This is a genomic window from Hyphomicrobium sp., from assembly GCF_019753045.1.
Lineage (GTDB): Bacteria > Pseudomonadota > Alphaproteobacteria > Rhizobiales > Hyphomicrobiaceae > Hyphomicrobium_B.
Genome location: NZ_JAIELN010000005.1, coordinates 20,933 through 44,131 on the forward strand (window position 1 = coordinate 20,933; position 23,199 = coordinate 44,131).

A 23,199-nucleotide genomic window follows, 5' to 3' on the forward strand; every position below is an offset into this window, starting at 1 on the left:
CACTCAACCGTCCTCCTGGTGCAACAGCACCGTGGTTGCGATGATCAAAACCAGGGCGACGGGCAACCATGCCGCCGCCCACGCCGGCGCCAAACCTGCGATGCCAATTTGTCTCGCGATTTCCGAGAGCAAGAAGAACCCGACCCCACCGACCATTCCAGTCGTAACCATAGTCTGGATGCCACCTGAGCGGAATGACCGCAATGACACAGTTGCCGCCAAAAGGACCATTGCCACACAGAGCAAAGGACGAACCAAAAGGGACTCGTACTGGACCCTGAGCCGCTCGGTCGAAAGTTTTGCCTTATCAGCAGCTTCTATCAATTCCGGCAAATCCCAGAAGGAGACCGAGAAAACCGTGCCGAGAGCCTCCTGGACTCGGTCCGGCGTGAGGTAGGTCGAGACCAGGTAGGACGTGAATTTCTCGGGCTGCTGGCCGAGGCGTGAAACCCAGGCATCCGTCAGCTGCCAATAGCCGTCTTTGAGTTCGGCTTGGCTCGCGTCCACCCGCTCGGAGAAATGCCCGTCGCGATCATAAGCGAATATCATAACGCCGGTGAGGGTTAGGCCTCGGTTCGACGCCGCCGCCGCGCCCAAAACCGATTCTCCATCGACGCCGTTTTGCGTGATCCAGGAGCCGCCACCCTGGGAGCGCAAGAGATTGGTGTCGTTGCCGAAAGCCTTGGCGAACACCTGTTCGGATTTTGCCCGACCGCGGGCGGCAAGCGGGTTGTAGACGGTCACGGCGAAGACCCCGACAAGAAGTCCGACGGTCAGTCCGGGAGCCAGAAACTGCCAAACGGACATGCCGCCGGCGCGCATGACGGCGAGTTCGCTTTTGCGGTTGAGGTAGAGGAGGGCGCTTATCGTGCCGACGAGGACAGCAAAGCCGATCAGAAATTCGACGTAGGCGCTGAGGCGGAGGAGGGCAATTCCGACGAGCGTTGCAACCGGAACGTTGCCGGCCTTGCTCGATTGGCGAAGCAACTCGACAAAGTCGATCATGAAGATCAGGAGCGCGCAAACGGCGAGGGTGGATGCAATGGCAACCAAGAACAACCTGGCGATGTAGCGCGAGAGGGTGAAGGAGCGGATCATGGCGCCACCTTCCGGCGCGGCATGACGAGACGAAGGACGGTTTCAAGCGTTCCCGTCATCGCATCGGCAGCGCGTCCAAAGATCGAGATCCCCGACTTCTGCCGGTCAGAGCTCTTGATGATGATCAACGACAGAACGATGGCGCCGATCGGAACCCCGTAGAGGGCAATGAGCATCGAGGCGTCCCGCGTTACGGCACTGTTCAACGCCAACCCGGCCATTCGGCATGTGGCGGCAAAAAGGAATGTCAGGACAAGGCTTTGCATCCGGCTCGAGCGTGTGGATTTCGCTTGGCCCACAAAGGCGACGATGATGAACACAAACGCGATCGGATACAGCGGTCCGACCAGCCGTTCGTGAATTTCGGCGCGGAACTGACCGGGGGAATTCTTGAATATTTTGGAGTCCGGGCTCGGGTGTACGAGTTCATCCCAATACCGCTCACGGGGTTTTTTCTCGCCCGAGCCGTCGTCCTGGGACTCGAACCGGTCGAGATCGACGACGTATTTGTCGAAAGCCACGATCTGCGGCGGAGCGTCGGCATCCGTCCGCCGGATGATATGGCCGGTCGACATGACGAGATAGGCCGTTCCGTCCTGCTTCACGATCGTTCCGTGCTCGGCGAGGTAGCTCTGAGCCTGCGACTTGTCGCGGGTGTCGTGCATGACAAGTCCGAGAAGCGCGCCGTCGGCCGAGCGGTCGCGGATGTGAAACATCAGGTCGGGTTCGGGACTGGAGAAGCGTCCGGGCTGGATGACCTGGGTCAGCAGATCGCTTCTGACCTGCACCAGATAATCGCTCAACAGCCGCATACTCCACGGCTGGGCGAGGTGCCCGACGAACGCGAGAAATATGCTGACGAGCAAAGCCAGCAGGATCAACGGCCGCGCCACTGTCCAGACTTTGGAACCTGCCGCCGACAGGACGATGAGCTCGCTATCGGTATTCAGGCGATTGAGCGTGTGAAGCGCTGCGATCAAAAACGAAAACGGGGCGATGATCGCCATGAGATTCGGGACTGCGAGGGACGTCATTTTGACAAGCATCCAGGTGTCCTGACCCTGGCTCGTCACGACGTTGAACTGGCGCAGCGCCAGCGCAATCCAGACGATCCCTGTCAACGACGCGAGGATGAGCGCAAAGGAGCTCGCGGCTTGCCGGAAGACGTATCTCGAGAAAATTCGCATGCGTTAGCCGCTCTCCCCCCTCCGGCCACGCTGCCGAAGCAATTTCCCCATCACCGGCTCCTGTGGGGATACGTCCGGCTCCCATAGCACAGTGGCGGAATTTCGGCTGTTCGCCGTTTCCTGGCCGTTCGGCCGATAGCAAAAATCGTTCTTTGGGCACAATTGCTTAGATCGTGAATGCGCCCTGGAGGGAAGGGCGTTTACAAAGGCTCGCTTGCCACGCATTCGTGAACGACTAAGTTGTGTCCCGTAATCACCGGTGCTTGCCCCTTCCGTCGTTGCCGTGACAGGGTGGGAAAACCCAGCGGATCGGCGTCCGCGTCCCGGTATCCTATCTCCATCCCCGGCCTTCAATCCCTGGCCTCAAATCTTAGATCTCGAATCCCTCGTCTCAAACTCTCGTCCCAAATTTCTGGCCCCCAATCACCCCTTAACCTGGAGTCGCTTTGAAAATGTCCGACCGCCTCGAAGTCACGTTCGCGCCGCTCAACGCCGAGACTGAATCTGTCACCGTCGCATTGGCGGGCGATGGCTTGGTTCTTGGCTCCCGGGCTCGTGAGCTCGAGACGAAATCCGCAAGCGCGCTGAGCAAGGCTGCAGCTGCCGCCGATTTCAAAGGCAAATACAAGTCGACGATCGAGATTCTGGCGCCGGCCAAGCTTGGCATCGACAGGCTGATCATCGGCGGTCTCGGAAAGTCCGCGACGCTCAGCGATCTGCAGCTCGTCGATCTCGGCGGCGCGATATTGGGTGCCATTCAAAATCGCAAGACGTCGGCGGCAAGCGTGATCGTCGATGCGGAAACCGCTGGCAATATCTCTGCCGATGAAGCGGGCGCGCTGATTGCTCAGGGCGCTCTTCTTCGCCACTACAACTTCAAAAAGTACCTGACGAAGAAGTCGGCGGAAGACGGAGCGGACAAGGACGGCTTGAAGAAGCTCGTCATTCACGTGCCGCATCCCGATAAAGCCAAGGCCGCATTCCAGCCGCTGAAGGCCGTCGCCAACGGCGTCAACGTGGCTCGCGATCTCGTCAACGAGCCCGCAAATATTCTCGGACCGGTCGAACTCGCCGAGAAGACAAAATCTCTCGAAAAGCTCGGTGTCAGCGTCGAAATCCTCGACGTCAAGGACATGGAAAAGCTCGGCATGGGCTCGCTTCTTTGCGTGGGCCAAGGAAGCGTCAGGCCGTCTCGCCTTGCCGTCATGGTTTGGAACGGCGCCAAGGGCAACAAGAAGCAGAAGCCGGTTTGCTTTGTCGGCAAGGGCGTCGTCTTCGATACCGGCGGCATATCGATCAAGCCTGCCGCCGGCATGGAGGACATGAAGGGCGACATGGGCGGTGCGGCGGCCGTGATCGGAACGATGCACGCTCTCGCGGAGCGCAAGGCGAACGTCAACGCCGTGGGGCTGATCGGCTGCGTCGAGAACATGCCGTCCGGCAACGCGGTTCGTCCGGGCGACATCGTGAAGTCCATGTCGGGCCAGACGATCGAAGTGATCAACACCGATGCCGAGGGCCGCCTCGTGCTCGCCGACGTCCTCTGGTACGCGCAGGAGCAGTTCAAGCCGAAGGTCGTCATCGATCTCGCCACGCTGACGGGCGCCATCATGGTCGCTCTCGGCAAAGAGTACGCGGGCCTCTTCTCGAACGATGACAAGCTTGCGGACGAACTGCTGTCGGCATCACGTGCGACCGGCGAGAAAGTCTGGCGCATGCCGCTCGACAAGGCATTCGACAAGATGATGGATTCCAAGAACGCCGACATGAAGAACGCCGGAGGGCGCTGGGCGGGTGCAGCAACCGCGGCAGCCTTCCTGCAGCGGTTCGTGCAGAAGGACACGTCCTGGAGCCATATCGATCTCGCCGGTACCGCGATGGACGGCAGCCGCAACGACACGAACCAAAGCTGGGGCGCCGGCTGGGGCGTGCGGCTGCTCAATGCCTTCGTCGCGGAGCATCACGAGAAAGCTGAGAAGTAGGCTTCGGCCACGCTGGGATCAGCATTGCGCTGATCCCAGTTTTTGAAAATTGCCGCTTTGTAGATCCGCCGTATCATATTGATACATATGGCGGCTCTAGCCTTAGTTTCCATAATATATATTATGCGAAATTGAGAGGGGCGCTTAGAAGGGATTCAAGCCAAGCTGAATCGCCCGGGGTTCTGGCGGATGAAATCCGGCAGCTCAGCAACGCTCACGATATCCGTCTCGTTAGCGACCATCTTCGCGTACTCGTCCGCGCACTGGAAGCTCGGCTTCAATTTGTGTTCTGCATGGGAATACGATGAGATCTTACGACGCCAGGTCTCCCAATCGCCCAAGCCCGTCATGTGCCAACCGGCATCCGGGATGACGCGCACCGGAGCCCAGATGCCGGTGTTGATCCAATTCCAAGCTCTGGCGTGAAGGCGCTCAAGCGCCGTGCCTCTGAGCCGCGTCGACGCACAGATCTTGGTCATGCGCAGACGTTGCGCACCCGGGAACAGTCGATACTCGATGAGGCGTGGTCCCTTGTCCCAAGGTGGGCACCTCGCCCGGCGGTTGGCGGCGCCGCGGTAGACCGGCATCTCGAAGATCGTGAGCTCTCCCTGTTTGCGCTCCGTGAGTGCGCTTCGCAACGCCGGGGCCCTCAGAATTTCATCGACGTCCGACACGATGATCAAGTCGCTTGCCGTGGCTTTGACTAATCCCTTGGCGATCTGATTGCGCTGATAGTGCTCCCGGGCCCAATTCGCATCGAGCGGCTTCGTATCCAATCCGTAGCCATCGCTTATTTCGGGAAAGTCGACGACGATGGGGATAATCTTGTCGGAATAGCTTCGGAAGCGATCGGCGTTCTCAGCGAAATAGAGCGGCTTCGGCTCTCCCTGAAATGTCCGGCGCGCTTCAACGAGCACAAAATAATCGACGAGCGCGTGAAGCTCGTGCAGCCGCACATCGAGCAAATCGAGTTCGTTGAAAAAGCTGAAGCAATCGAAGAGCATCACGATTACCCGTCATTCTTGATGCGGACTTCTCGTAATTGCGCGAATTGAAAAAGGCAGGCTCGCCGACCGTAGCCGACGATATTTCCCCGAGTCTCGAGGCTATCACCCGGGCCGAATTCCTAAAAGATGAATCAAGATGCATGCTGAGGAAAACAGGTCGCATGCGTTGCATACAATCGCCTTGCGGATCATTTCCCCGGCTACCGCTTCCGGCGTTCGGGCGCTCTCACGCCTTTGGCGATCGAGAGCATACCCGTCTCTTCCTAAAATTAAATTGAGGCACTACGCGAGCCCGCTCTTCGGTACCAAAACGGAAATGGAGCCCCCATGATCAGGATCAGGAACGCGAGCACCGAGTTGCGGATAGGGTGTTTTTCGAAGCCGTCGCTTTCTATGGATTTGTAGCCCGGGACGTCGTGGGTATCCGCAATCAACGTCCGGGCATTTTCAAAATCCTCCTCCTCGACGAGGATTGAAATTCCGCCGAAGAGCACCGCGAAGTGTGGGCATTGCGTGACGATATCCTTACCGGCCGTCACGAAGCGAATGCCGTGTGCCTGGAGCAGGCTCTCGATGACGAGGATCTCTGGAAGCATCAAGCTGGTGTGGGCGATCACATGCGGCATCTCTTGGCCTCAAGGTCAAATCACGGCTCGCGGCGTTCGAGCGTCCTGATGCCTTCTGCGATCAACACGGCGTAGAGCGCAATGACAAAGCCCGACAGCATGTTGACCGAAACGACGGCTCCGATCGCCTGCGCCAGCGCCGGATCGAACACCCAGGAGAGCATGCGGACGACGATCTCGTCGAAGCTCTGTTTCAGCAGGAAGAGAAACTCGCTCGCCTGTTCCATTGTCGGTTTCGTCGGAAGATCGAACGCGGCGCGCTTTGCAAGCTCGGTGATGCCGGGCGCCGGCAGGAATGTCAGGCCGGCGGAAAACAACAATCCGAGCGGCGCAGCAAGGCGAAAATAGCCCCAGCGCATCGGACGGGCCTTCAGCCGGTCCATCAGGAACCGGACGGCCTGGACGCCGAGAAAGAGCGAAATGGCGAAGATCACGGCGACGAACTTCAGCCGCTCCTGATCGGTGCCTAGAAATGTAAGAAGCCCTACGACGCCTGCGAGAACGGCCTTCGTGATCGCCTCCAGCGCCCCGACCGTCACGATGACGATCATGGAACGCCCGGGAGGCCGGTCGAAATAGAACGGAAATTCGTATCTGAGGCGGGCGATCTCAAGTGCCGCGCCGACGCCGAGCGCCAGCAACGCCGTGCCGGCTGCGAAGATCAACGGCGCTGTGAAGCCCGTCCAGGCGACGGCGAAAATCGCCGCCAGCTCCAGCGCCATCATCAGGCCATTGAAGATAATGTGCATCGATCCCCCGCTCCGCCGTCGAGACTAGCAGAGCCATCTGGCTCGGCAACGGGCGTTGCACATTCGGATGCGCCGTCAGCTGGTCGTCTTCTCGGCTTTGCAAGTTGCATCGCCCGTCCGCGCGAAGTTCGCCTCGAACGGATAGGACCGGCGGAACAGCAGAAGCTCAGGGCCGGTATCGCCGAGGAGATGCAGCTGGCCGATTTTGCTTTCCTCGTCTGTTCTATACCAGGCTTCGATCGCATAAGGCGCCGCGCCTTTCGCCAGTTCGAGTTTGCCCTTGAAGGCGGCCTCGCCTTGGCTGGCGTCGGACGCGAGATGGACGGCGACATCGCCACAAGAGTTGTCGTCCTTGATAGCGATCCCGCACCAGCCGTCCTTGCACGCAACGATATCGTACGTCAGCGCGCACCCATCTTCGCCGCAGTCCTGCGCGTCGCCGTTCCGGCCGTAGCCGTAATAGTGGCCGGTCCACCTGCCGGCGAGAGAAACAGGTGCGATTTCTTCGACTTTTGCTGAGGTCTCGTCGCCGGCTGCCGCAGAGCCGCCAAAACCGAAGACGAAGATGACCGCGATGACCGATATGGCGACGACAACTCCTGCAGCTGCAAGCGTGACGGCGCCAGCCATTTTGCGTTCGGGCGAATTGTCGAGGTCCGTTCTTCGCATCGCGATTTTTTCCGTCATCGGCTTCCTCATAATTCCCGTTGGAGCGGTTGCGATCGGTTCAGGAACCGGCCTCATCGCGTTGCCCTATGAAATGTTCTTACTCGCCGGCCGCGCGCCGTTTCTATTTCCTGCGCACATGCTGTCGTCGGCAATGGCGTTGCTAATTGCGCCGATCGTCATCGCCTGTCGACACCGGCCGGAGCTTCACAGACCGCTTGGCCGGCTGTTGGGCGTATTTGTGGTTATTGGGGGGCTTACCTCGTTACCTGTCGCCATCATGAGCCATTCGCCGGCGTTGGCGCGGGCCGGATTTTTCGTGCAAGGTCTCGTCTGGCTTTATCTCTTCGGATCGGCCTTCGTCGCAATCCGCCAGCGGAACGTTCGCCGCCATGTGCATTTGATGATGGCAATGGTTGCAGTGACGACCGGCGCCGTCTGGTTCCGGGTGATTACCGGCTCCGCAATCGTACTCCACCTGCCATTCGACCCTGTCTATGCGCTCGCAGCATGGATCGGCTGGATGGTCCCACTGAGTATCGTCTTGAGCAATCCGCGGTTCATTTCGGCGAGCTTGGCTCGATAGCCGGGCGACATAGCCGCAGGAGCAGCCCTCGTCGATCCTTTCGGGGTCGTCTACTGTCCGCCCGATCCAAAGAGGACGGATATGGCGGCTACACTCAAACCATCGCGCGACATCACACGGCTGATCGAAATCATGGCGGCGCTCAGGACGCCCAAAACGGGCTGCCCTTGGGATCTCGAGCAGACCTTCGAGACGATTGCGCCCTACACGATCGAGGAGGCTTACGAGGTTGCCGATGCGATCGCGCGCAATGATCTGGTCGATCTCAAGGACGAGCTTGGCGATCTGCTTTTGCAAGTCGTCTATCATTCGCGCATCGCAGAGGAGCAAGGCTCCTTCGCATTCGGCGACGTTGTCGAGTCCTCCACGAAGAAGATGATCCGGCGGCATCCTCATGTCTTCGGCGATGGCGCGGCGCGGGACCCGTCTCAAGTCAAATCGACGTGGGAAGAGATCAAGGCGGCGGAGCGCGCCGAGAAAGCTGCGGAGCGGTCGCGCATGGCCGGCGCGGGCTCGGAGGTTGCGCACAAGTCCGCAACGCTGGCCGATGTTCCCGTCGGGCTTCCGGCTTTGACGCGCGCGATCAAGTTGCAGGACAAAGCCGCGAGGGTTGGTTTCGACTGGGCGAACCTTCAGCCGGTGTTCGAAAAGCTGAAAGAGGAAGTCGCCGAGCTTGAAGAAGTCGCACTACCCGCCGATCCGAGGAGGGTGTCTTCGGTTGCGCTCGGCGACTCTCCTTTGTCGAGCCGGCCGCCGGACGCGGAAGACGCGGTCAAAGAAGAATTCGGCGATATGCTTTTTGTTATGGCGAACATCGCGCGGCATCTGAAGCTCGATCCGGAGGCTGCGCTGCGCGGTGCCAACGACAAGTTCGTCCGGCGGTTCGCTCATATCGAAAAGGCGCTTGCCGAGCGCGGCAAATCTCCGTCGCAGTCTTCGCTCGACGAAATGGATGCGCTTTGGGATGAAGCGAAAGCCCTCGAGAAACGCTAGGCGCCCTTCGCGTTCCTGATTGCCTCGGAAACGTGTTCGGGGCGAAATCCGAGGCCCAAAAGACGCGCCGGGATACGGGAAATAAACGGCAGCCGGGTCAATAGCCGTATGATCAGCGGCGGCGTTATGGGGCCGCTGGCATTTAGGGTCTTTGCTATCACCGCGTTCTGAATGGCGAGTTGCAGACGCTGCGTCGCGCGTGTCGGAAACTCGCGGCGCTTCTGCACAGCTTCCAGATCTTCGAACGTTAAGCGGCCCATCTTGAGGGGCTGCCACAGCAGATTAGCGGCGGCGACGGCGTCCTGGACCGCGAGGTTGATGCCGACACCGCCGACTGGGCTCATTGCGTGTGCGGCGTCACCGATGCAGAGGCAGCCGGGGCGCGCCCACGTCTTCAGCCGATCGACGACGACCGTCAGAAGCTTGACGTGATCCCAGTCGGTAATGGCATCAGCGCGCTTGGGTTCGAAAGGCAGAAGCGCGCCGACCGATTTGCGGAAAGCGTCGAGGCCGGCCGCACGCACTCTCGCTTCGTCACCTTTGGGAATGACGTAGGCGCATTGCCAGTAATCTCCCCGCTGCAGCATAACGAAGATATGCCCGGCGTCGAAGCGGCCCTGGGTTTCCTCGGTGTCGGTTGGTAGCCTCGGCAGGCGGAACCACATCACGTCCATCGGTGCGCCGAAGTTCTCGCTTACGAGGCCGGCGGCGGCCCTGAGAACGGATGAGCGTCCGTCGGCCGCGACCACGAGATCGGCGTTGATGGTCATGGCGCCTTCCGGCGTTTTCACCTTTACGCCCGTCACCCGATCGCCATCGAAAACGAGGCCCGTCGCTTCCGCGTTCATCCTCAGATCGAACTTCGGATAGGCGCGGCCCTTTTCCGCAAGGAAGTTCAAAAAGTCCCATTGCGGCATCAGGGCGATGAATTTCGTCTTGATCGGAAGATGCGAAAAGTTCGCCATCTCGAGACGCGTGTCACCGAACTGCCCGTAGATGCTCTTGGCTTGCTGATGTGGAAGCTTCAGAAAATCGTCGAGCCAGCCGAGTTCTTCCATCAGCTGCAGCGTTGACGGATGAATTGTATCGCCACGAAAATCGCGAAGAAAGTCTTTGTGCTTCTCGAGGACGGTCACGGCAACGCCGGCGCGCGCCAGAAGCACACCCAGCATCATCCCCGCGGGACCACCGCCCGCAATGCAACATGTGACGCGCTCATCCACGGGACGAGCTTAGACCGATATTCCCGCCTTGCGAAGATGGCCGATGACGCGATCTTTCTTTTCGCTCGGCACGCGAAGGCGCAATTCTATATTGCCGTCCTTGCGTGCTTCCCTTGCGAGAACATCGCACGTCTCGTGCAGCCAATGGAGAAGCGCGCCATTGCTTCCCGGCAGGATCACATCGAGAATTTCATCAAACGCGCCGAGGCGTTCATCGATCGTGTGCAGCAACGGCGCCATGCCCTCGCCTGTCGACGCCGAAACGAGTACGGGCGGGCGGGCATTACGGTGCACTTCGTGTTGCATCTCCGCCCGACGCTCCGCAGGCAGAAGATCGATTTTGTTCCAGACTTCGAGAAGGTGGCTTTCGACGGGCAAGGTATCGATACCGAGATCCGCCAACACTTTCTCGACGTCCTGCGCCTGCGCTTCGGTCTCTTCATGGGCGATGTCGCGCACATGAAGAATGAGATCGGCTTCAACAACTTCTTCGAGCGTCGCGCGGAAGGCGGCGACCAGCATGGTCGGGAGATCAGAGATGAAACCGACCGTGTCGGACAGGATGATCCGGCGGGCGCTGGGGAGCTTCACTTCGCGCATGGTGGGATCGAGCGTCGCGAAAACCTGATCCATCGCGACAACGCCGGCGCCGGTGATTTTATTGAAAAGTGTCGACTTGCCCGCGTTCGTATAGCCGACGATGGCAACGATCGGATACGGGACTTTACGCCGGCCCTTGCGATGTAGATCGCGCGTTTTCACGACATCGGCCAGGTCGCGCTTGATCGCATCGATGCGATCCTGGAGCATTCGGCGATCGAGTTCGATCTGGGCTTCGCCCGGGCCGCCGAGAAAGCCGCCGCCGCCGCGCTGGCGCTCCAAATGGGTCCAGGCGCGAACGAGACGGCCTTTTTGATACGTCAAATGCGCGAGTTCGACCTGCAGCACGCCTTCGCGTGTTCTGGCGCGCGCACCGAAGATTTCGAGGATCAGCCCGGTGCGATCGAGAACTTTAGCGTTCCATGCCTTCTCGAGATTTCGCTGTTGGACAGGCGTGATGTTGTAATCGATGACGACGAGACCGATTTCGAGTTCCGCGACGAGTTCCTTGATCTCTTCGACCTTGCCCGATCCAAGCAATGTCGAGGGCCGGGGTTCGGAGACCGGCACGATCGTCGAGTCGATGATGTCGAGTTCGATTGCTCTCGCCAGGCCGACGGCTTCAGCCAGACGATTTTCCGGAGTGTGAATTTGCGCGGAAGATTTGGCTGGCTGCGCGGTCTTGGGCTTCGGCTGCCGCTTCCAAGCGGGCACGACAACGAGCGTTCGCGTCCTCGGCGCTCTCGTCTCCTTCGAGACACGCCGACGTTCGCGATTTCGTCCGCCTTCGCTCTTTTCGCCCTCGCCGTCTTTAGAGCGCGAGGTCAACCGGCTGGGCTTTCGTCCTGGTCGTTCAAATTGACGGGGCCGCCCGGCATGATCGTAGAGATTGCGTGCTTGTAGACAAGCTGGGAGTGACCATCGCGGCGCAGGAGAACGCAGAAATTATCAAACCAGCTGACGATGCCTTGGAGTTTCACGCCATTGATGAGGAAGATCGTTAGTGGCGTTTTATTTTTGCGAACATAATTTAAAAATGTGTCCTGCAGATTCTGAGGTTTTTCAGCCGCCATTTTTTTTGTCCGTTTTTTATCTCGACGTCTTGTTTTAGCGTCTTCTCGTAATTGACCGGTGCTATTGCGGTCGAAAGCAACGAAGCACCGATGCAGCGGTCACCGGGAAATGCGGTGATCGAAGCGAGCCGCACTCTACATCCATTGTTGCCTCGCACAATGCGGCAACGTTCGCACCTGCCTTATGCTGAAAATTCAGCAACCTGATGAAATCTCAACCGGAGCTGCCGGGCAAGCGGTCCCGGCCGCCCATCCCCAATTGCAGCTCCGTCTATTTTAACAACCGGCATGACGATATTGGTGGCCGATGTCACAAATGCCTCGCGGGCTTTCAAGACTTCTTCCCGAGTAAAGGTCCGCTGTTCAATTTTTATTCCCTCCCCTTTCGCAACATCGATCACAGTTGCGCGAGTTACTCCGGGCAAAATGTGATGATCGAGCGGATGGGTGACGAGCGAACCGTTCGAGGCGACGATCCATGCATTGCTCGAGGCGCCCTCGGTGACGTTGCCGTCGGCGTCAACGAACCATGCTTCGCGGGCCCCGGCCCGGCGTGCTTCGTCCTTCGCCAGAACGGCGGGCAGTAGCATCACCGTTTTGATATCGCAGCGGGCCCACCTATTGTCGGGGGTGGTCTTCACGCTGATCCCCGTTTCGGCGAGTTCGGCCGCCCATCCCCGCCGTTGGGAGCGAGCGAGCACAACAAGCGTCGGCGCGGTTTCCGCAGACGGAAGTGCGAAGTCCCTCGGCCCAGCGCCGCGCGAGACTTGTATATAAACAATGCCGTCGCGGACGCGATTGCGCCGGATCACCTCGTGAATGACGTGGCGCAGCGCGCTCTCCGACATCGGCGCGGGGATCGCAAGTTCCTTCAATGACCGGGCGAGACGCGCGTGATGCCGGGGTGCATCGACCAGTCCGCCGTTGCGGATTTCAATGACCTCGTAGATCGCGTCGGCGAATTGGAAGCCGCGGTCTTCGACATGAACGGCGGCCTGCGCATAGGGCCGGTAGCCGCCATTGACATAAACAATGCGTGTCAAGCGACCTCGCTCCTAGGACGCCGATCTCAGGTCGCCGCTACGCTGCTCGGAGGAAACGCCGAGCGCGCGGAGCTTTCGATGCAATGCCGATCGCTCCATGCCGACGAATTCAGCGGTTCTCGAAATGTTGCCGCCGAACCGGTTGATCTGAGCCAGGAGGTATTCACGCTCGAATATTTCCCGCGCCTCGCGGAGCGGAAGCGACATCAGGTGTTCGGCGCCGCCGTTGACGGGCAACGGCACGTTGGAGCCGATTTCATCGGGAAGCATGTCGGCCGTGATCGCCGCATTCGGTTCGCCGCCTGCGAGGATCAAAAGACGTTCGACGTTGTTGCGAAGTTCGCGAACGTTACCTGGCCAATCGTGCGCCTGCAGCACCGCGATGGCGTCTTCGCCGATCCTGCGGGGCGCGAGGCCCGACGTCTGGGCGACCTGGCCGATGAAATACTGGATGAGTTCGGGAATATCCTCCCGGCGCTCGGCGAGGCTCGGCACCCGCAGCGTCACGACGTTGAGGCGATGATAGAGATCTTCCCGGAAGCGTCCCTCGCGGATGTCCTGCTCGAGGTCGCGCGAGGTCGATGAGATGATCCTGACATCGACCGAGACTTTTTGCGAGCCGCCGAGGCGGAGGAACTTCTGTTCGACGAGCACGCGCAGGATCTTGCCCTGCGTTTCCATCGGCATGTCGGCGACTTCGTCGATGTAGAGCGTGCCGGTGTGGGCTTCTTCCAGAGCGCCGACTTTCCGCGGGCCGCCCGTGCGGTCCTCTGTTCCGAACAACTCTTCTTCAACGCGATCAGGCACCATGGCTGCCGCGTTGAGCACGACGAACGGTCCGTCGGCGCGCAGCGATTTTTGATGGAGAACGCGGGCCGCGAGTTCCTTGCCCGTACCGGACGCGCCGCGGAGCATAATGCGGCTGTTCGTTGGGCCTGCCTTGTCGATGTTGTTCTTGAGCTGGTTGATGGCGGGCGACTTGCCGATCATCTCGGCGGAGACGACGGAGCGCTCCTTGAGCTCGCGCACTTCGCGCTTCAGCTGAGATGCTTCGAGCGCGCGCAAGGCGACGAGGATAAGGCGATCGGATTTGAACGGTTTCTCGATGTAATCGTAAGCGCCGCGTTTGATCGCGGTCACGGCGGTTTCGATGTTGCCGTGGCCCGAAATGATGACGACGGGCAGATCGGGATACGTCCGCTTCATTACCGTCAGGACTTCCAGCCCATCGAGGCGGCTTCCCTGCAGCCAGATATCGAGGACGACGAGATGGGGCCTTCGGTCCTCGATCGCGCGCAGAGCCTCATCGCTATCGCGTGCAAGCCGGGTCCGGTGGCCCTCGTCCTGTAGGATGCCGGCGACCAGGTCCCGGATATCCGCCTCGTCATCGACGATCAATATATCAGCTGACATTGCTGCGCTCCTGGGGGGGTTAAGCGTTTCATCTCATGCTCCGCCGGCTATTTGGGCTGCGGCGCGAATTTGATCTGTCGTCATTTCGCGGGATGGTCCGACCTTTATCGGCAATGTCAGCCGGACCAGGGCGCCGCGCGTTCTCGTATTGCTTACAGGAGCATCCTCAAGGACCAGCGTGCCGCCGTGCTGCTCGACGACTTTCTGCACGATGGCGAGACCGAGGCCAGTGCCCTTGGCTCTTGTCGTAACATAGGGTTCCAAAAGCTTCGCACGATTTTGTTTCGGCAGACCGATGCCGTTGTCGATGACTTCGATCGCGACGCGGTCGGTCAGGGGTACCAGCCGCACCTCGATCTCGCCCTTATAGCCGGGCGGACGGCCTTGTGCTTCGCCGTAAGATTCAATCGCCTCGGCTGCGTTCTTGATGAGATTGGTGACGGCCTGCGAGATCAGCCGTAGGTCGAAATGCGCAGTGACGGGGCGATCCGGCAGCACGAGCTTGAAGTCGATGTCCTTGTGGCCTTCCCGGAAAAGGACGGCGGGCTCTTGGACCGCGAGTTTCAGATCCTGATCGGCCATGACCGGCTGCGGCATGCGCGCGAACGATGCAAACTCGTCGACCATGCTTTTGATCTGACCGGTCTGGCGTTCGATTGTCTGCGTCAGCGTTTCGAACAGCTCGCGGTTGTCGCCGATCTGCGTTCCGAACTTCCGGCGCAGGCGTTCGGCTGAAAGTTGTATCGGCGTAAGAGGGTTTTTGATTTCGTGCGCGATGCGTCGCGCGACGTCCGCCCAGGCGCTCGTTCGTTGGGCCTGGACGAGTTCGGAGATGTCATCGAACGTGACGACGGAACCGACGTCGCCCTCGCCCGCTCTCTCGTGCGTGATGCGGACAGCGAACGTTCGCTCCTCGTCGCCGATCTGCTTTTGGATTTCATACTGCTTGTTCTTCAGACCGGGCTCGTCTGCGGAGGCAAGAATGCAGGCGAACTCCGGAACGACTTCCTTCAGCGGTTTGCCGACGACTTCCGCACTCGTGAAGCCGACCAAGCGCTCGGCGGAGCGGCTGATGAGGGTGATGCGGTCGGCGCTGTCGAGGCCGATGACGCCCGCGGAGACGCCCGACAGGACGGCTTCGATGAAGTTCCGCCGCTCGGTCAATTGCGCGTTGGTGGTGACCAGCGCGTTCTGCTGCTGCTTCAGATCCCGCATCATCACGTTGAACGTATGCGAGAGGCGCCGCAGATCGCCTTCTCCGCGGATCTCGGGCAGCGCGAATTCGAGATTGCCTTTCGACACTTCTTGCGCGCCTGCGATCAACCTTCGGATCGGCGCAACGAACCTGCCCGCAAACCACATGCCGACCCAAATTGCCGCGAGGAGCGACGTCATCGAGATCATGAAGTAGATGAGGCCGTGGGCGACCTTCAGGCCGCCTTTGGCCTGCCGCAGGCGCGTATACTCATAGACGTTCTGCTCGGTGCTCTGGAGATGGCTGATCACCTTCGGACTGACGCCGCGTGCGACGTAGAGATAGCGCCCCGGCATGCTGTCGATCTTGGTGATCGCGGAAATCCGATAATCGCTCGACGGTTTCGATAGTGCGACCTGGCCGGATTCCGCCTGCTGAATTGCTGCGGGCGGCGGCACGACATACGGCAAATTCGGATCATCGAGCGCAAGGACGATCGGCACGCCTTCGCTGTCGATGATGTAGGCCGACGTCAGATCTCTGAGACCTGCCTGGCCGATGAGAAACTTCTGAAATGCGTCCGGGTCGTCTTTGAGTGTCGCCGCCTCGCCGTTGATGTCGCGGACCATGTTGACGATATCGGTCCGGATGATCTGGCTGTGCTCGTCGACGTAAGCTTTCGCGACGTCGTAGGAGTTTTCGACGATGGCGCGTGTCCGCCCTGAGAACCAGCCGTCGAGCGAGCGGGAGAATGTCGTCGTCGCGGCGACGGCGAGCAATACGGCCGGCAGCGCGGCGGTGAGCGTAAAAAGGGCGACGATGCGCGTATGCAGCCGCGCTCCTGGAACCTTTTGCTTCCACGCGCGGCTAAGGCCGAGCGCTTGCCAGACAATGGTGCCGAACATCGCGACGAGGAGGACGGCATTCACCGCCAGCGCCGTCCAGACATATTCGTTGCGCGGCGTTATCGCGGTTAGACCCGTCAGGATGAGATAGCTGACGAGCGCAGACATCAAAGAGAGCAGCACGACGCCGAGGCCGAACCAGAATGCCCGGTCGGAGGGGTTCAGCGGTGTTGCTCCTTCCTCGACCAAAGCAGCAGAAGGCACTCTATCGCGCGGGGCGATCGTGTCGGCTTTGCCATCGCTGTTGCTGGCGTTCATCAGTTGTCGACCGATTCAACTATTGCTCTGAATTCGTTCCCAATTGATCGTCCGCCCATTACTGTGGACGGCATTTCCCGACGCGGTATTTTCGCGCCTGGCGAGCATGCAGCGACGATCACGCTACAGCTGCCCAGACCCAACAGCCTAACTGTGACATTTTCGCGACGGGTGTGGCGCAGATCAAGCGCCAAACGCGTGTTCGGTCAAGGCCTGTGAATAACTTTTTGGGATACGAACCGGATCGTTAGCCTTCGACGGTGCGAAATACCCGGATATTGAGATCCCGAATGCGCGCGCGCAGCGTGTTGCGGTTGAGGCCGAGAAGCTCGGCTGCGCGAATCTGATTGCCCCGCGTGGCAGCCAGCGCCGCGCTGAGCAGGGGCTTCTCCACGTCGCGGATGACCCGGTCGTAAAGGCCTGGCGGCGGCAGATCGTTGCCGAACGAAGAAAAATACCGCGAGAGGTACCGTTCGACGGCTTCTCCGAGATCGCCGCCTTCGGCGCCACCTCCGGCCGGGGCCGAGATGGAGGAGCCGGCAAGCTCCTGTTCGACGATTTGAGCAGTCAGCGCGTCCTGCGTGTAGAGGGCGACAAGGCGGCGGACGACGTTCTCCAGCTCACGGACGTTTCCGGGCCAAGGATGCGACTTGAGGCGTTCGATCGCAGCGCTCTCGATCGACTTCTGTCCGAGGCCTTCCCGCGCGGCCTGCCTCAGGAAGTGGCGAACGAGATCGCCGATGTCTTCGAGCCGCTCGCGAAGCGGTGGCAGGCGGATCGGCACGACATTCAGCCGGTAGAAAAGATCTTCGCGGAATAGACCCTGTTGAATCTGCGTTTTGAGATCGCGGTGCGTCGCTGCGATGATGCGCACGTTCGTCTTGATCGGCGTCCGTCCGCCGACGGTCGTATATTCGCCCTGCTGCAGAACGCGCAGAAGCCGCGTCTGCGCCTCGAGCGGCATGTCGCCGATTTCGTCGAGGAAGAGCGTGCCGCCCTCGGCCTGCTCGAAGCGGCCGGGCGTGCGCGTCTGGGCGCCGGTGAAGGCTCCCTTTTCGTGACCGAAGAGTTCGCTCTCGATCAATTCCCGCGGGATCGCCGCCATGTTGATCGCGACGAAGGGGCCGTGCCGGCGCTTGCCGTAATCATGCAGAACGCGCGCGACGAGTTCCTTGCCCGTGCCGCTCTCGCCGTTGATCATGACTGTCAGATCGCTCTGCGTCAGGCGGGCGAGCACGCGGTAGATGTCTTGCATCGGCAGCGAGCGGCCGATGAGCGGTAGATCATCCGTCTCGCGTTCTGTGTTGACCGTCTGGCGCTTTCGCCCCGGCTCCGACAGCGCGCGCGAAACAACCGCCACGACCTCATTGAGATCGAAGGGTTTGGGGAGATATTCGAAGGCTCCCTTCTCGGCCGCCGTCAGCGCTGTCATCAGCGTATTCTGCGCGCTCATGACGATGATCGGGAGATCCGGCCGCAGCTTCTTCATGCGCGGGATGAGATCGAACGCGTTCTCGTCCGGCATGACGACGTCCGTGATGACAACGTCGCCCTCGCCCTGGCTCACCCAGCGCCACAGCGTCGCCGCGTTGCCGGTCGCCCGGGGCGCGAAACCTGCCCGCGCCAATGCCTGGTTCAACACCGTGCGAATAGCGGTGTCGTCGTCGGCGATAAGTATGGTGCCTCTGGCCATCAAGTCTCTCTCGTCGTCGGCACGGGAGCTGGCCGCGTGCGTTGCATGGGAAGCAGCACGCGGAAGATCGTGCGCTTGGGTTCACTTTCACATTCGATGATGCCGCCGTGATCGGCGATGATCTTGGCGACCAGGGCGAGGCCGAGGCCGCTGCCGGACGTCTTCGTGGTGACGAACGGATCGAAGAGATGCGGCTTCAAATGATCGGGGATGCCGCAACCGTTATCTTCGATCTGGATCATCAGCGGGAGGCTGACACGTGTATCGGAGCCAGGAAGCGACAAGCGCACACCCGGCTTGAACGCCGTCTGCATGATGATGCGGCCGGCGTCGGTTCTATCGCCGATGGCTTCCGCCGCATTCTTCAGAAGGTTGAGAAAAACCTGCACGAGCTTATCGCGATTACCGAGAACGGGCGGCAGCGAGGGATCGTAATCCTCGACGTAGCGGACGTTGCGGCCAAACCCGTGCTCCGCGATGCGTCGAACATGATTGAGAACGTCGTGAATGTTGACAGCATCCTTCGTGATCGGGCGCTCGTCACCGAACACCTCCATGCGATCGACGAGATTGCGAATGCGATCGGTTTCGGAACAGATGAGCTGGGTCAGCGCTCGATCTTCGTCGGACAGAGCGGGCTCCAGCAGCTGGGCGGCGCCGCGGATGCCGGACAATGGATTTTTGATTTCGTGCGCCAAGACTCCGGCCATTCCCGATACCGACCGCGCGGCCGCGCGATGCGTCAACTGCCGCTCGATCATTTGCGCCATCGAGCGCTGCTGGAGCATCAGGAACATGTTGCGCGGCTCTTCCGGCAACGGGCCACCGTAAACATCGACAAGCTTTGCGCCGGAGAAGCGAGGCGTTGCGACCTCGATGCCGTATTCGTTGACTGTCGAGCTGGTCGCCTGCACCTGCTCGATCAATCCAAGCAGCGGGCAGCCGAATGCGACGATGTCGGAAATCCGGCTTCTCGTCAGCGCGGATGCGCTCATCGAGAAAAAAGACTCAGCCGCCGCGTTTGCAAAAACGATGGCTTGATCGTTGCTGATGACGAGGATCGGGTGCGGCAGCGCACTCAACAGATCCTCGCAATCGACCACTCTGGCAGGAGGCGGCGGCGAGTGACGATCAGATTTGCGTACCGATGCCGACTTGCTACTCATGCTGCGCGGAACTCCGTACAAGAATAAAAAGTCTTGAGGCCGTCGAGCACGCGCTCGGGCTCAAGCATCGTGCAGAGCTTGGCGCGCCACGACTTGACGACTGCTTCGCTGGCGCCGCTCGTCGCCAAATACCAGCCGACGTGTTTGCGGGCGTTGCGCAGACCGAGGTCCCTGCCGTAGTGGCCGAGCATCGCTTCGACATGTTCGATGGCGATATCGCGCTGATCGTCGAGCGCCGGATTGCCCGCATCGCGGCCGGTCGCCAAGAAGTTTGCGATCCGACCCGGCATCCAAGGTGCGCCGTAGGCTCCGCGTCCGACCATCACTCCTCTCGCCCCGGAAGCTTGCAGCGCCTCTGCGGCGTGGACGGGCGAAAGGATGTCTCCGTTGACCAGGACGGGAAGCGAGGTCGCTTCAACGACGGGGCGCACCGCCGTCCAATCGGCAGTCCCTGTGAAGAACTGACACCTCGTGCGGCCGTGCACCGTGATCAACTTGATGCCTTCCGCCTCAGCACGCCTAGCGAGTTCAGGGGCGTTGCGGGACTGGTCGTCCCAGCCGAGGCGCATCTTCAGCGTCACGGGAACCTTCACGGCATTGATGACCGCTTTGATCAACGCCTGGGCGTGGTCGAGATTGCGCATGAGCGCGGAGCCCGAGAGCTTGCCCGTCACCTCTTTGGCCGGGCAACCCATATTGATGTCGATGATGTTCGCGCCCTTCGCTTCGGCGATACGGGCTCCCTCGGCCATCCACCGCTCTTCGCGGCCGGCGAGTTGTACGACGAACGGCGTTAGATCCCGTCCCTCGACGCGGCGCAGGACATCAAAACGCGATTTCACCAGTTCCTCGCTCGCGACCATCTCGGAAACGACGAGGCTCGCTCCAAGGCGATGGGCAAGGCGGCGGAAGGGCAGGTCACTCACCCCCGACATGGGGGCCAGGACTGCGGGCGGTGCGCCGTTTACGATGTCTTCCAGCATTTGGTCGAAATCAGCTCCCACCGTCCTGCCTAATCCATGAGCAGATTGTAGATGTGCCGCGAGTTTGGGCAGCCTATGCGCCGAAAATCGATTTCGCAAGGGTGAACAAGACGTTTCGGAATTGCCGATTTGACGCGGCTGAGCATCTGGCGACCATGAAATCGGCAGTTTCGGTTTCACGGCGGCCAGTCCAGCGGGCAACAGGGTGTTGCGAAAGCTTGCGGCAGCGGGCACGGAAGGCCTGGGTTTTCAACCATAGAGCATTTCCAGGGAGATCGTATCTTGCGCATTGCCGCTTTGATCGTCGCGGCCGGTCGGGGGACGCGCGCAGCTTCGGGCCAGGGCGCCGGTCCGAAGCAGTATGCAGCCATCGGAGGTAGAACTGTCCTCACCCGCGCGATCGACGCCTTCGCGCGGCATCCGGAGATCACCGAGGTCAAGGTCGTCATCCATGCTGACGATGGCGAGTTGTACGAGCGCGCCACGGCGGGATTTGGCTTCGGAAAGCTCTCACCCGCCGCCATTGGCGGCGCCAGCCGGCAAGCCTCCGTTTTACGCGGTCTCGAGGCTTTGGCTGACGCTGCTCCCGACGTCGTCTTGATCCACGACGCCGCGAGGCCGTTCGTATCGTCAAAAACAATATCCAACGTCATTGCAGCGCTTCGCGAGCGGCCCGCGGCCTTGGCAGCGCTGCCGGTCACCGACACTCTGAAGCGGACTTCCGCGAAAGGCGTTGTAACGGAGACTGTCGCCCGCGCTGGACTATGGCGCGCGCAGACGCCCCAAGGTTTTCAATTCGCGCCTATCATCGCCGCCCACCGTGAGGCAGCGAAGAAGAACTTGGACACGTTCACCGACGATGCCGCGATCGCCGAATGGGCCGGTCTCGAGGTGGCCATCGTCGAAGATTCAACCGGCAATATCAAAATTACAACGGCAGAGGATATCGAATTGGCAGACCGGCAGATGACCAGCGCGCTCGAACCGCGTACCGGCACGGGCTTCGACGTTCACCGCTTCTCAGAAGGCGACCACGTTTGGCTCGGCGGCGTGAAAATTCCGCACACTCACAAACTCGAGGGACACTCCGACGCCGACGTGGTGCTGCACGCGCTGACTGATGCTCTGCTTGGAGCGATCGGAGATGGCGATATCGGTCAGCACTTCCCGCCGTCCGATCCGAAATGGAAGGGCGCGGCGTCGCGGTTGTTTCTCGAGGACGCCGTTCGCCGCGTTCGCGAGACCGGCGGCCGCATCGGCAACGTCGACGTTACCGTGCTTGCCGAAGCTCCGCGCATCGGACCGCACCGTCCGGCGATGCAGAGCTTGATCGGCGAAGTCTTAGGTCTTCCGCCGAACCGCGTCGGCATCAAAGCAACGACGATGGAAAGCATGGGTTTCGTCGGGCGCCGCGAAGGCATTGCCGCAATGGCATCGGCGATGGTCTTTGTTCCGGCTGACGAGGCCAAATGAGCGAGGCACCCAATCCTGCTGCCGACGACATCGCAACGAATGCTCGTCTGCGCACGACGGTCAGGAACGTTGCGGCGCTCAATCTCGGATATTTCGGGATCGAGTTTGCCGTGGCTGTCGCGATCGGATCCGTCTCGCTCTTTGCCGACAGCGTCGACTTCCTCGAGGATGGCGCGATCAATCTGCTTATCCTCGCCGGCTTGGGTTTCAGCGCTGCTCGCCGAGCCAAGCTCGGGATGCTCCTTGCAGTGATTATTCTCGTTCCGGGTCTTGCGACGCTCTGGACGGCTTGGCAGAACTTTGCAGACGTGCGCGTTCCGGATGCGGTCCCGCTCAGCCTCACCGGGTTGGGTGCGCTTGCCGTCAATGCCTTCTGTGCGTGGCTTCTCGCGCCGTTTCGAGCGGGAGGCGGCAGCTTGACCAAAGCAGCGTTTCTGTCGGCGCGTAACGATGTGGCCGCGAACATCGCAATTGTGTTCGCCGGACTTTTGACTGCAGGAACGGCCTCCCGCTGGCCGGATCTCATCGTTGGCCTTGGCATCGCGGCACTGAACGCCGGAGCAGCCGTCGAAATCTATCAGGCCGCCCGGGATGAACACGTTTCGGCCAAACCGTGATTACCGGGTTGCATGCCTCCATCAATTCGTCTCGCCAACGAACTTGATGCTGCCTTGCAACGGCTTTCTTCGTTGACCCTCAAGGCAGAATCGCGGCATCAAATGGTTAAGTGGTTGTATTGCCACGACCCACGAAAGTGCTCATACGGGAGCCGATATGAACATCATGCCCCAAAATCTAGAACGCAAGCCTGTCGACGACGCCATCAGCACAATCGCTGAGGCGCAATCGGAGATGTGCTTAGCGACCCGTGTGCGTCAGCTTTCGCGGATCGTCACGAGGGTTTACGACGATGCCTTGCGCCCACTCGGCATCACCGCGAGCCAGTATACGTTGCTAGCCCAGCTGGCTTCTCGTGACGGGATCACGGCCGTCGAGATCGGTCACGAACTCGACATTGAAAAATCGACTCTCTCTCGCAACTTGAAGCGACTCCTGGCACTTGGCCATATCATCATGGATCCTCCCGCCGGACGGCGGGGACGCGGCTTGCACCTTACGCCCAAAGGTCAAGCGGTCCTGAAGGATGCCTACCCGATTTGGCAAGATGCCCAGAAGCGTACTGTCGGGGCCATGGGTTCCGATAGCCGGTCCGTCCTCGATAGCCTGCTTTCACATGCTGAGGTCTTAGCCGCGGCTTGATCAGCCAAGCCGTTTGCACA

The 23,199-nt window shown here is 60.5% G+C and carries 21 protein-coding genes; 6 read left to right on the top strand and 15 right to left on the bottom strand.

Annotation, left to right across the window (positions count from 1 at the left end; translation table 11 throughout):
- Positions 1-3: 3 nt before the first annotated feature.
- Both lptG and lptF read right to left on the bottom strand, forming a co-directional pair.
- Positions 4-1,098, bottom strand: coding sequence for an LPS export ABC transporter permease LptG (gene lptG, locus K2Q04_RS05190; RefSeq protein WP_291160221.1), 1,095 nt, complete (start codon positions 1,096-1,098; stop codon positions 4-6).
- The gene (gene lptF / locus K2Q04_RS05195; protein WP_291160224.1) at positions 1,095-2,285 is read right to left on the bottom strand and encodes an LPS export ABC transporter permease LptF; all 1,191 of its coding nucleotides are present in this window, start codon (positions 2,283-2,285) and stop codon (positions 1,095-1,097) included. Before lptF ends, lptG begins: the two co-directional genes overlap by 4 nt.
- 452 nt (positions 2,286-2,737) lie before the next feature.
- Here lptF and K2Q04_RS05200 point away from each other — a divergent pair, with 452 nt between their 5' ends.
- Positions 2,738-4,267: a leucyl aminopeptidase gene (locus K2Q04_RS05200; RefSeq protein WP_291160226.1), complete on the top strand. Its 1,530-nt coding sequence runs from the start codon at positions 2,738-2,740 to the stop codon at positions 4,265-4,267.
- A gap of 155 nt (positions 4,268-4,422) precedes the next feature.
- On the opposite strand, the gene K2Q04_RS05205 is transcribed toward K2Q04_RS05200, so the two are convergent.
- From K2Q04_RS05205 to K2Q04_RS05220, 4 genes are all read right to left on the bottom strand, one after another.
- On the bottom strand, positions 4,423-5,271 hold the full coding sequence (locus K2Q04_RS05205) for a hypothetical protein (protein ID WP_291160228.1): 849 nt from the start codon (positions 5,269-5,271) through the stop codon (positions 4,423-4,425).
- Positions 5,272-5,543: 272 nt separating this feature from the next.
- Positions 5,544-5,900: a DUF2007 domain-containing protein gene (locus K2Q04_RS05210; RefSeq protein WP_291160229.1), complete on the bottom strand. Its 357-nt coding sequence runs from the start codon at positions 5,898-5,900 to the stop codon at positions 5,544-5,546.
- 20 nt (positions 5,901-5,920) lie between these two features.
- Positions 5,921-6,649, bottom strand: a complete 729-nt coding sequence (locus K2Q04_RS05215; protein WP_291160231.1) for a hypothetical protein — start codon at positions 6,647-6,649, stop codon at positions 5,921-5,923.
- 75 nt (positions 6,650-6,724) lie between these two features.
- The gene (locus K2Q04_RS05220; RefSeq protein WP_291160237.1) at positions 6,725-7,318 is read right to left on the bottom strand and encodes a hypothetical protein; all 594 of its coding nucleotides are present in this window, start codon (positions 7,316-7,318) and stop codon (positions 6,725-6,727) included.
- Between K2Q04_RS05220 and K2Q04_RS05225 the strand changes: the two genes are divergently transcribed.
- Together K2Q04_RS05225 and mazG are read left to right on the top strand one after the other, a co-directional pair.
- Positions 7,296-7,901 carry a DUF2306 domain-containing protein gene (locus tag K2Q04_RS05225; RefSeq protein ID WP_291160240.1) on the top strand — a complete coding sequence of 202 codons (606 nt, stop codon included), beginning with the start codon at positions 7,296-7,298 and terminating at the stop codon, positions 7,899-7,901. The genes K2Q04_RS05220 and K2Q04_RS05225 overlap by 23 nt on opposite strands.
- Positions 7,902-7,982: 81 nt before the next feature.
- Positions 7,983-8,894 (top strand): nucleoside triphosphate pyrophosphohydrolase, encoded by a 912-nt coding sequence (mazG, locus tag K2Q04_RS05230; RefSeq protein ID WP_291160243.1) that lies wholly within the window; start codon positions 7,983-7,985, stop codon positions 8,892-8,894.
- Here mazG and K2Q04_RS05235 read toward each other — a convergent pair.
- From K2Q04_RS05235 to dusB, 9 genes are all read right to left on the bottom strand, one after another.
- Positions 8,891-10,117 (bottom strand): FAD-dependent oxidoreductase, encoded by a 1,227-nt coding sequence (locus K2Q04_RS05235; protein ID WP_291160245.1) that lies wholly within the window; start codon positions 10,115-10,117, stop codon positions 8,891-8,893. The genes mazG and K2Q04_RS05235 overlap by 4 nt on opposite strands.
- A gap of 9 nt (positions 10,118-10,126) precedes the next feature.
- On the bottom strand, positions 10,127-11,545 hold the full coding sequence (hflX, locus tag K2Q04_RS05240; protein ID WP_291160249.1) for a GTPase HflX: 1,419 nt from the start codon (positions 11,543-11,545) through the stop codon (positions 10,127-10,129).
- The gene (gene hfq, locus K2Q04_RS05245) at positions 11,542-11,790 is read right to left on the bottom strand and encodes an RNA chaperone Hfq (RefSeq protein ID WP_092869530.1); all 249 of its coding nucleotides are present in this window, start codon (positions 11,788-11,790) and stop codon (positions 11,542-11,544) included. Before hfq ends, hflX begins: the two co-directional genes overlap by 4 nt.
- A gap of 182 nt (positions 11,791-11,972) precedes the next feature.
- A complete protein-coding gene (locus tag K2Q04_RS05250; protein ID WP_291160252.1) occupies positions 11,973-12,833 on the bottom strand; it encodes a D-amino-acid transaminase in 861 nt (286 codons plus the stop codon).
- A gap of 12 nt (positions 12,834-12,845) precedes the next feature.
- The gene (locus K2Q04_RS05255) at positions 12,846-14,246 is read right to left on the bottom strand and encodes a sigma-54 dependent transcriptional regulator (protein WP_291160255.1); all 1,401 of its coding nucleotides are present in this window, start codon (positions 14,244-14,246) and stop codon (positions 12,846-12,848) included.
- A gap of 33 nt (positions 14,247-14,279) precedes the next feature.
- Positions 14,280-16,604 carry a PAS domain-containing sensor histidine kinase gene (locus tag K2Q04_RS05260; RefSeq protein WP_291160258.1) on the bottom strand — a complete coding sequence of 775 codons (2,325 nt, stop codon included), beginning with the start codon at positions 16,602-16,604 and terminating at the stop codon, positions 14,280-14,282.
- A gap of 247 nt (positions 16,605-16,851) precedes the next feature.
- The gene (gene ntrC / locus K2Q04_RS05265) at positions 16,852-18,297 is read right to left on the bottom strand and encodes a nitrogen regulation protein NR(I) (protein ID WP_291160261.1); all 1,446 of its coding nucleotides are present in this window, start codon (positions 18,295-18,297) and stop codon (positions 16,852-16,854) included.
- On the bottom strand, positions 18,297-19,463 hold the full coding sequence (locus K2Q04_RS05270; protein WP_291160264.1) for an ATP-binding protein: 1,167 nt from the start codon (positions 19,461-19,463) through the stop codon (positions 18,297-18,299). Before K2Q04_RS05270 ends, ntrC begins: the two co-directional genes overlap by 1 nt.
- The gene (dusB, locus tag K2Q04_RS05275) at positions 19,460-20,446 is read right to left on the bottom strand and encodes a tRNA dihydrouridine synthase DusB (protein ID WP_291160267.1); all 987 of its coding nucleotides are present in this window, start codon (positions 20,444-20,446) and stop codon (positions 19,460-19,462) included. The genes K2Q04_RS05270 and dusB overlap by 4 nt, the downstream gene beginning before the upstream one ends.
- A 282-nt stretch (positions 20,447-20,728) precedes the next feature.
- On the opposite strand from dusB, the gene K2Q04_RS05280 reads away from it, so the two are divergent.
- The 3 genes from K2Q04_RS05280 to K2Q04_RS05290 all read left to right on the top strand — a co-directional run bounded on the left by K2Q04_RS05280 (position 20,729) and on the right by K2Q04_RS05290 (position 23,179).
- Positions 20,729-21,919, top strand: a complete 1,191-nt coding sequence (locus tag K2Q04_RS05280) for a bifunctional 2-C-methyl-D-erythritol 4-phosphate cytidylyltransferase/2-C-methyl-D-erythritol 2,4-cyclodiphosphate synthase (protein ID WP_291160270.1) — start codon at positions 20,729-20,731, stop codon at positions 21,917-21,919.
- Entirely contained in the window at positions 21,916-22,536 is a 621-nt protein-coding gene (locus tag K2Q04_RS05285) for a cation transporter (protein ID WP_291160271.1), read from the top strand. Before K2Q04_RS05280 ends, K2Q04_RS05285 begins: the two co-directional genes overlap by 4 nt.
- A gap of 166 nt (positions 22,537-22,702) precedes the next feature.
- The gene (locus K2Q04_RS05290) at positions 22,703-23,179 is read left to right on the top strand and encodes a MarR family winged helix-turn-helix transcriptional regulator (protein WP_290988607.1); all 477 of its coding nucleotides are present in this window, start codon (positions 22,703-22,705) and stop codon (positions 23,177-23,179) included.
- Positions 23,180-23,199 lie beyond the last annotated feature (20 nt).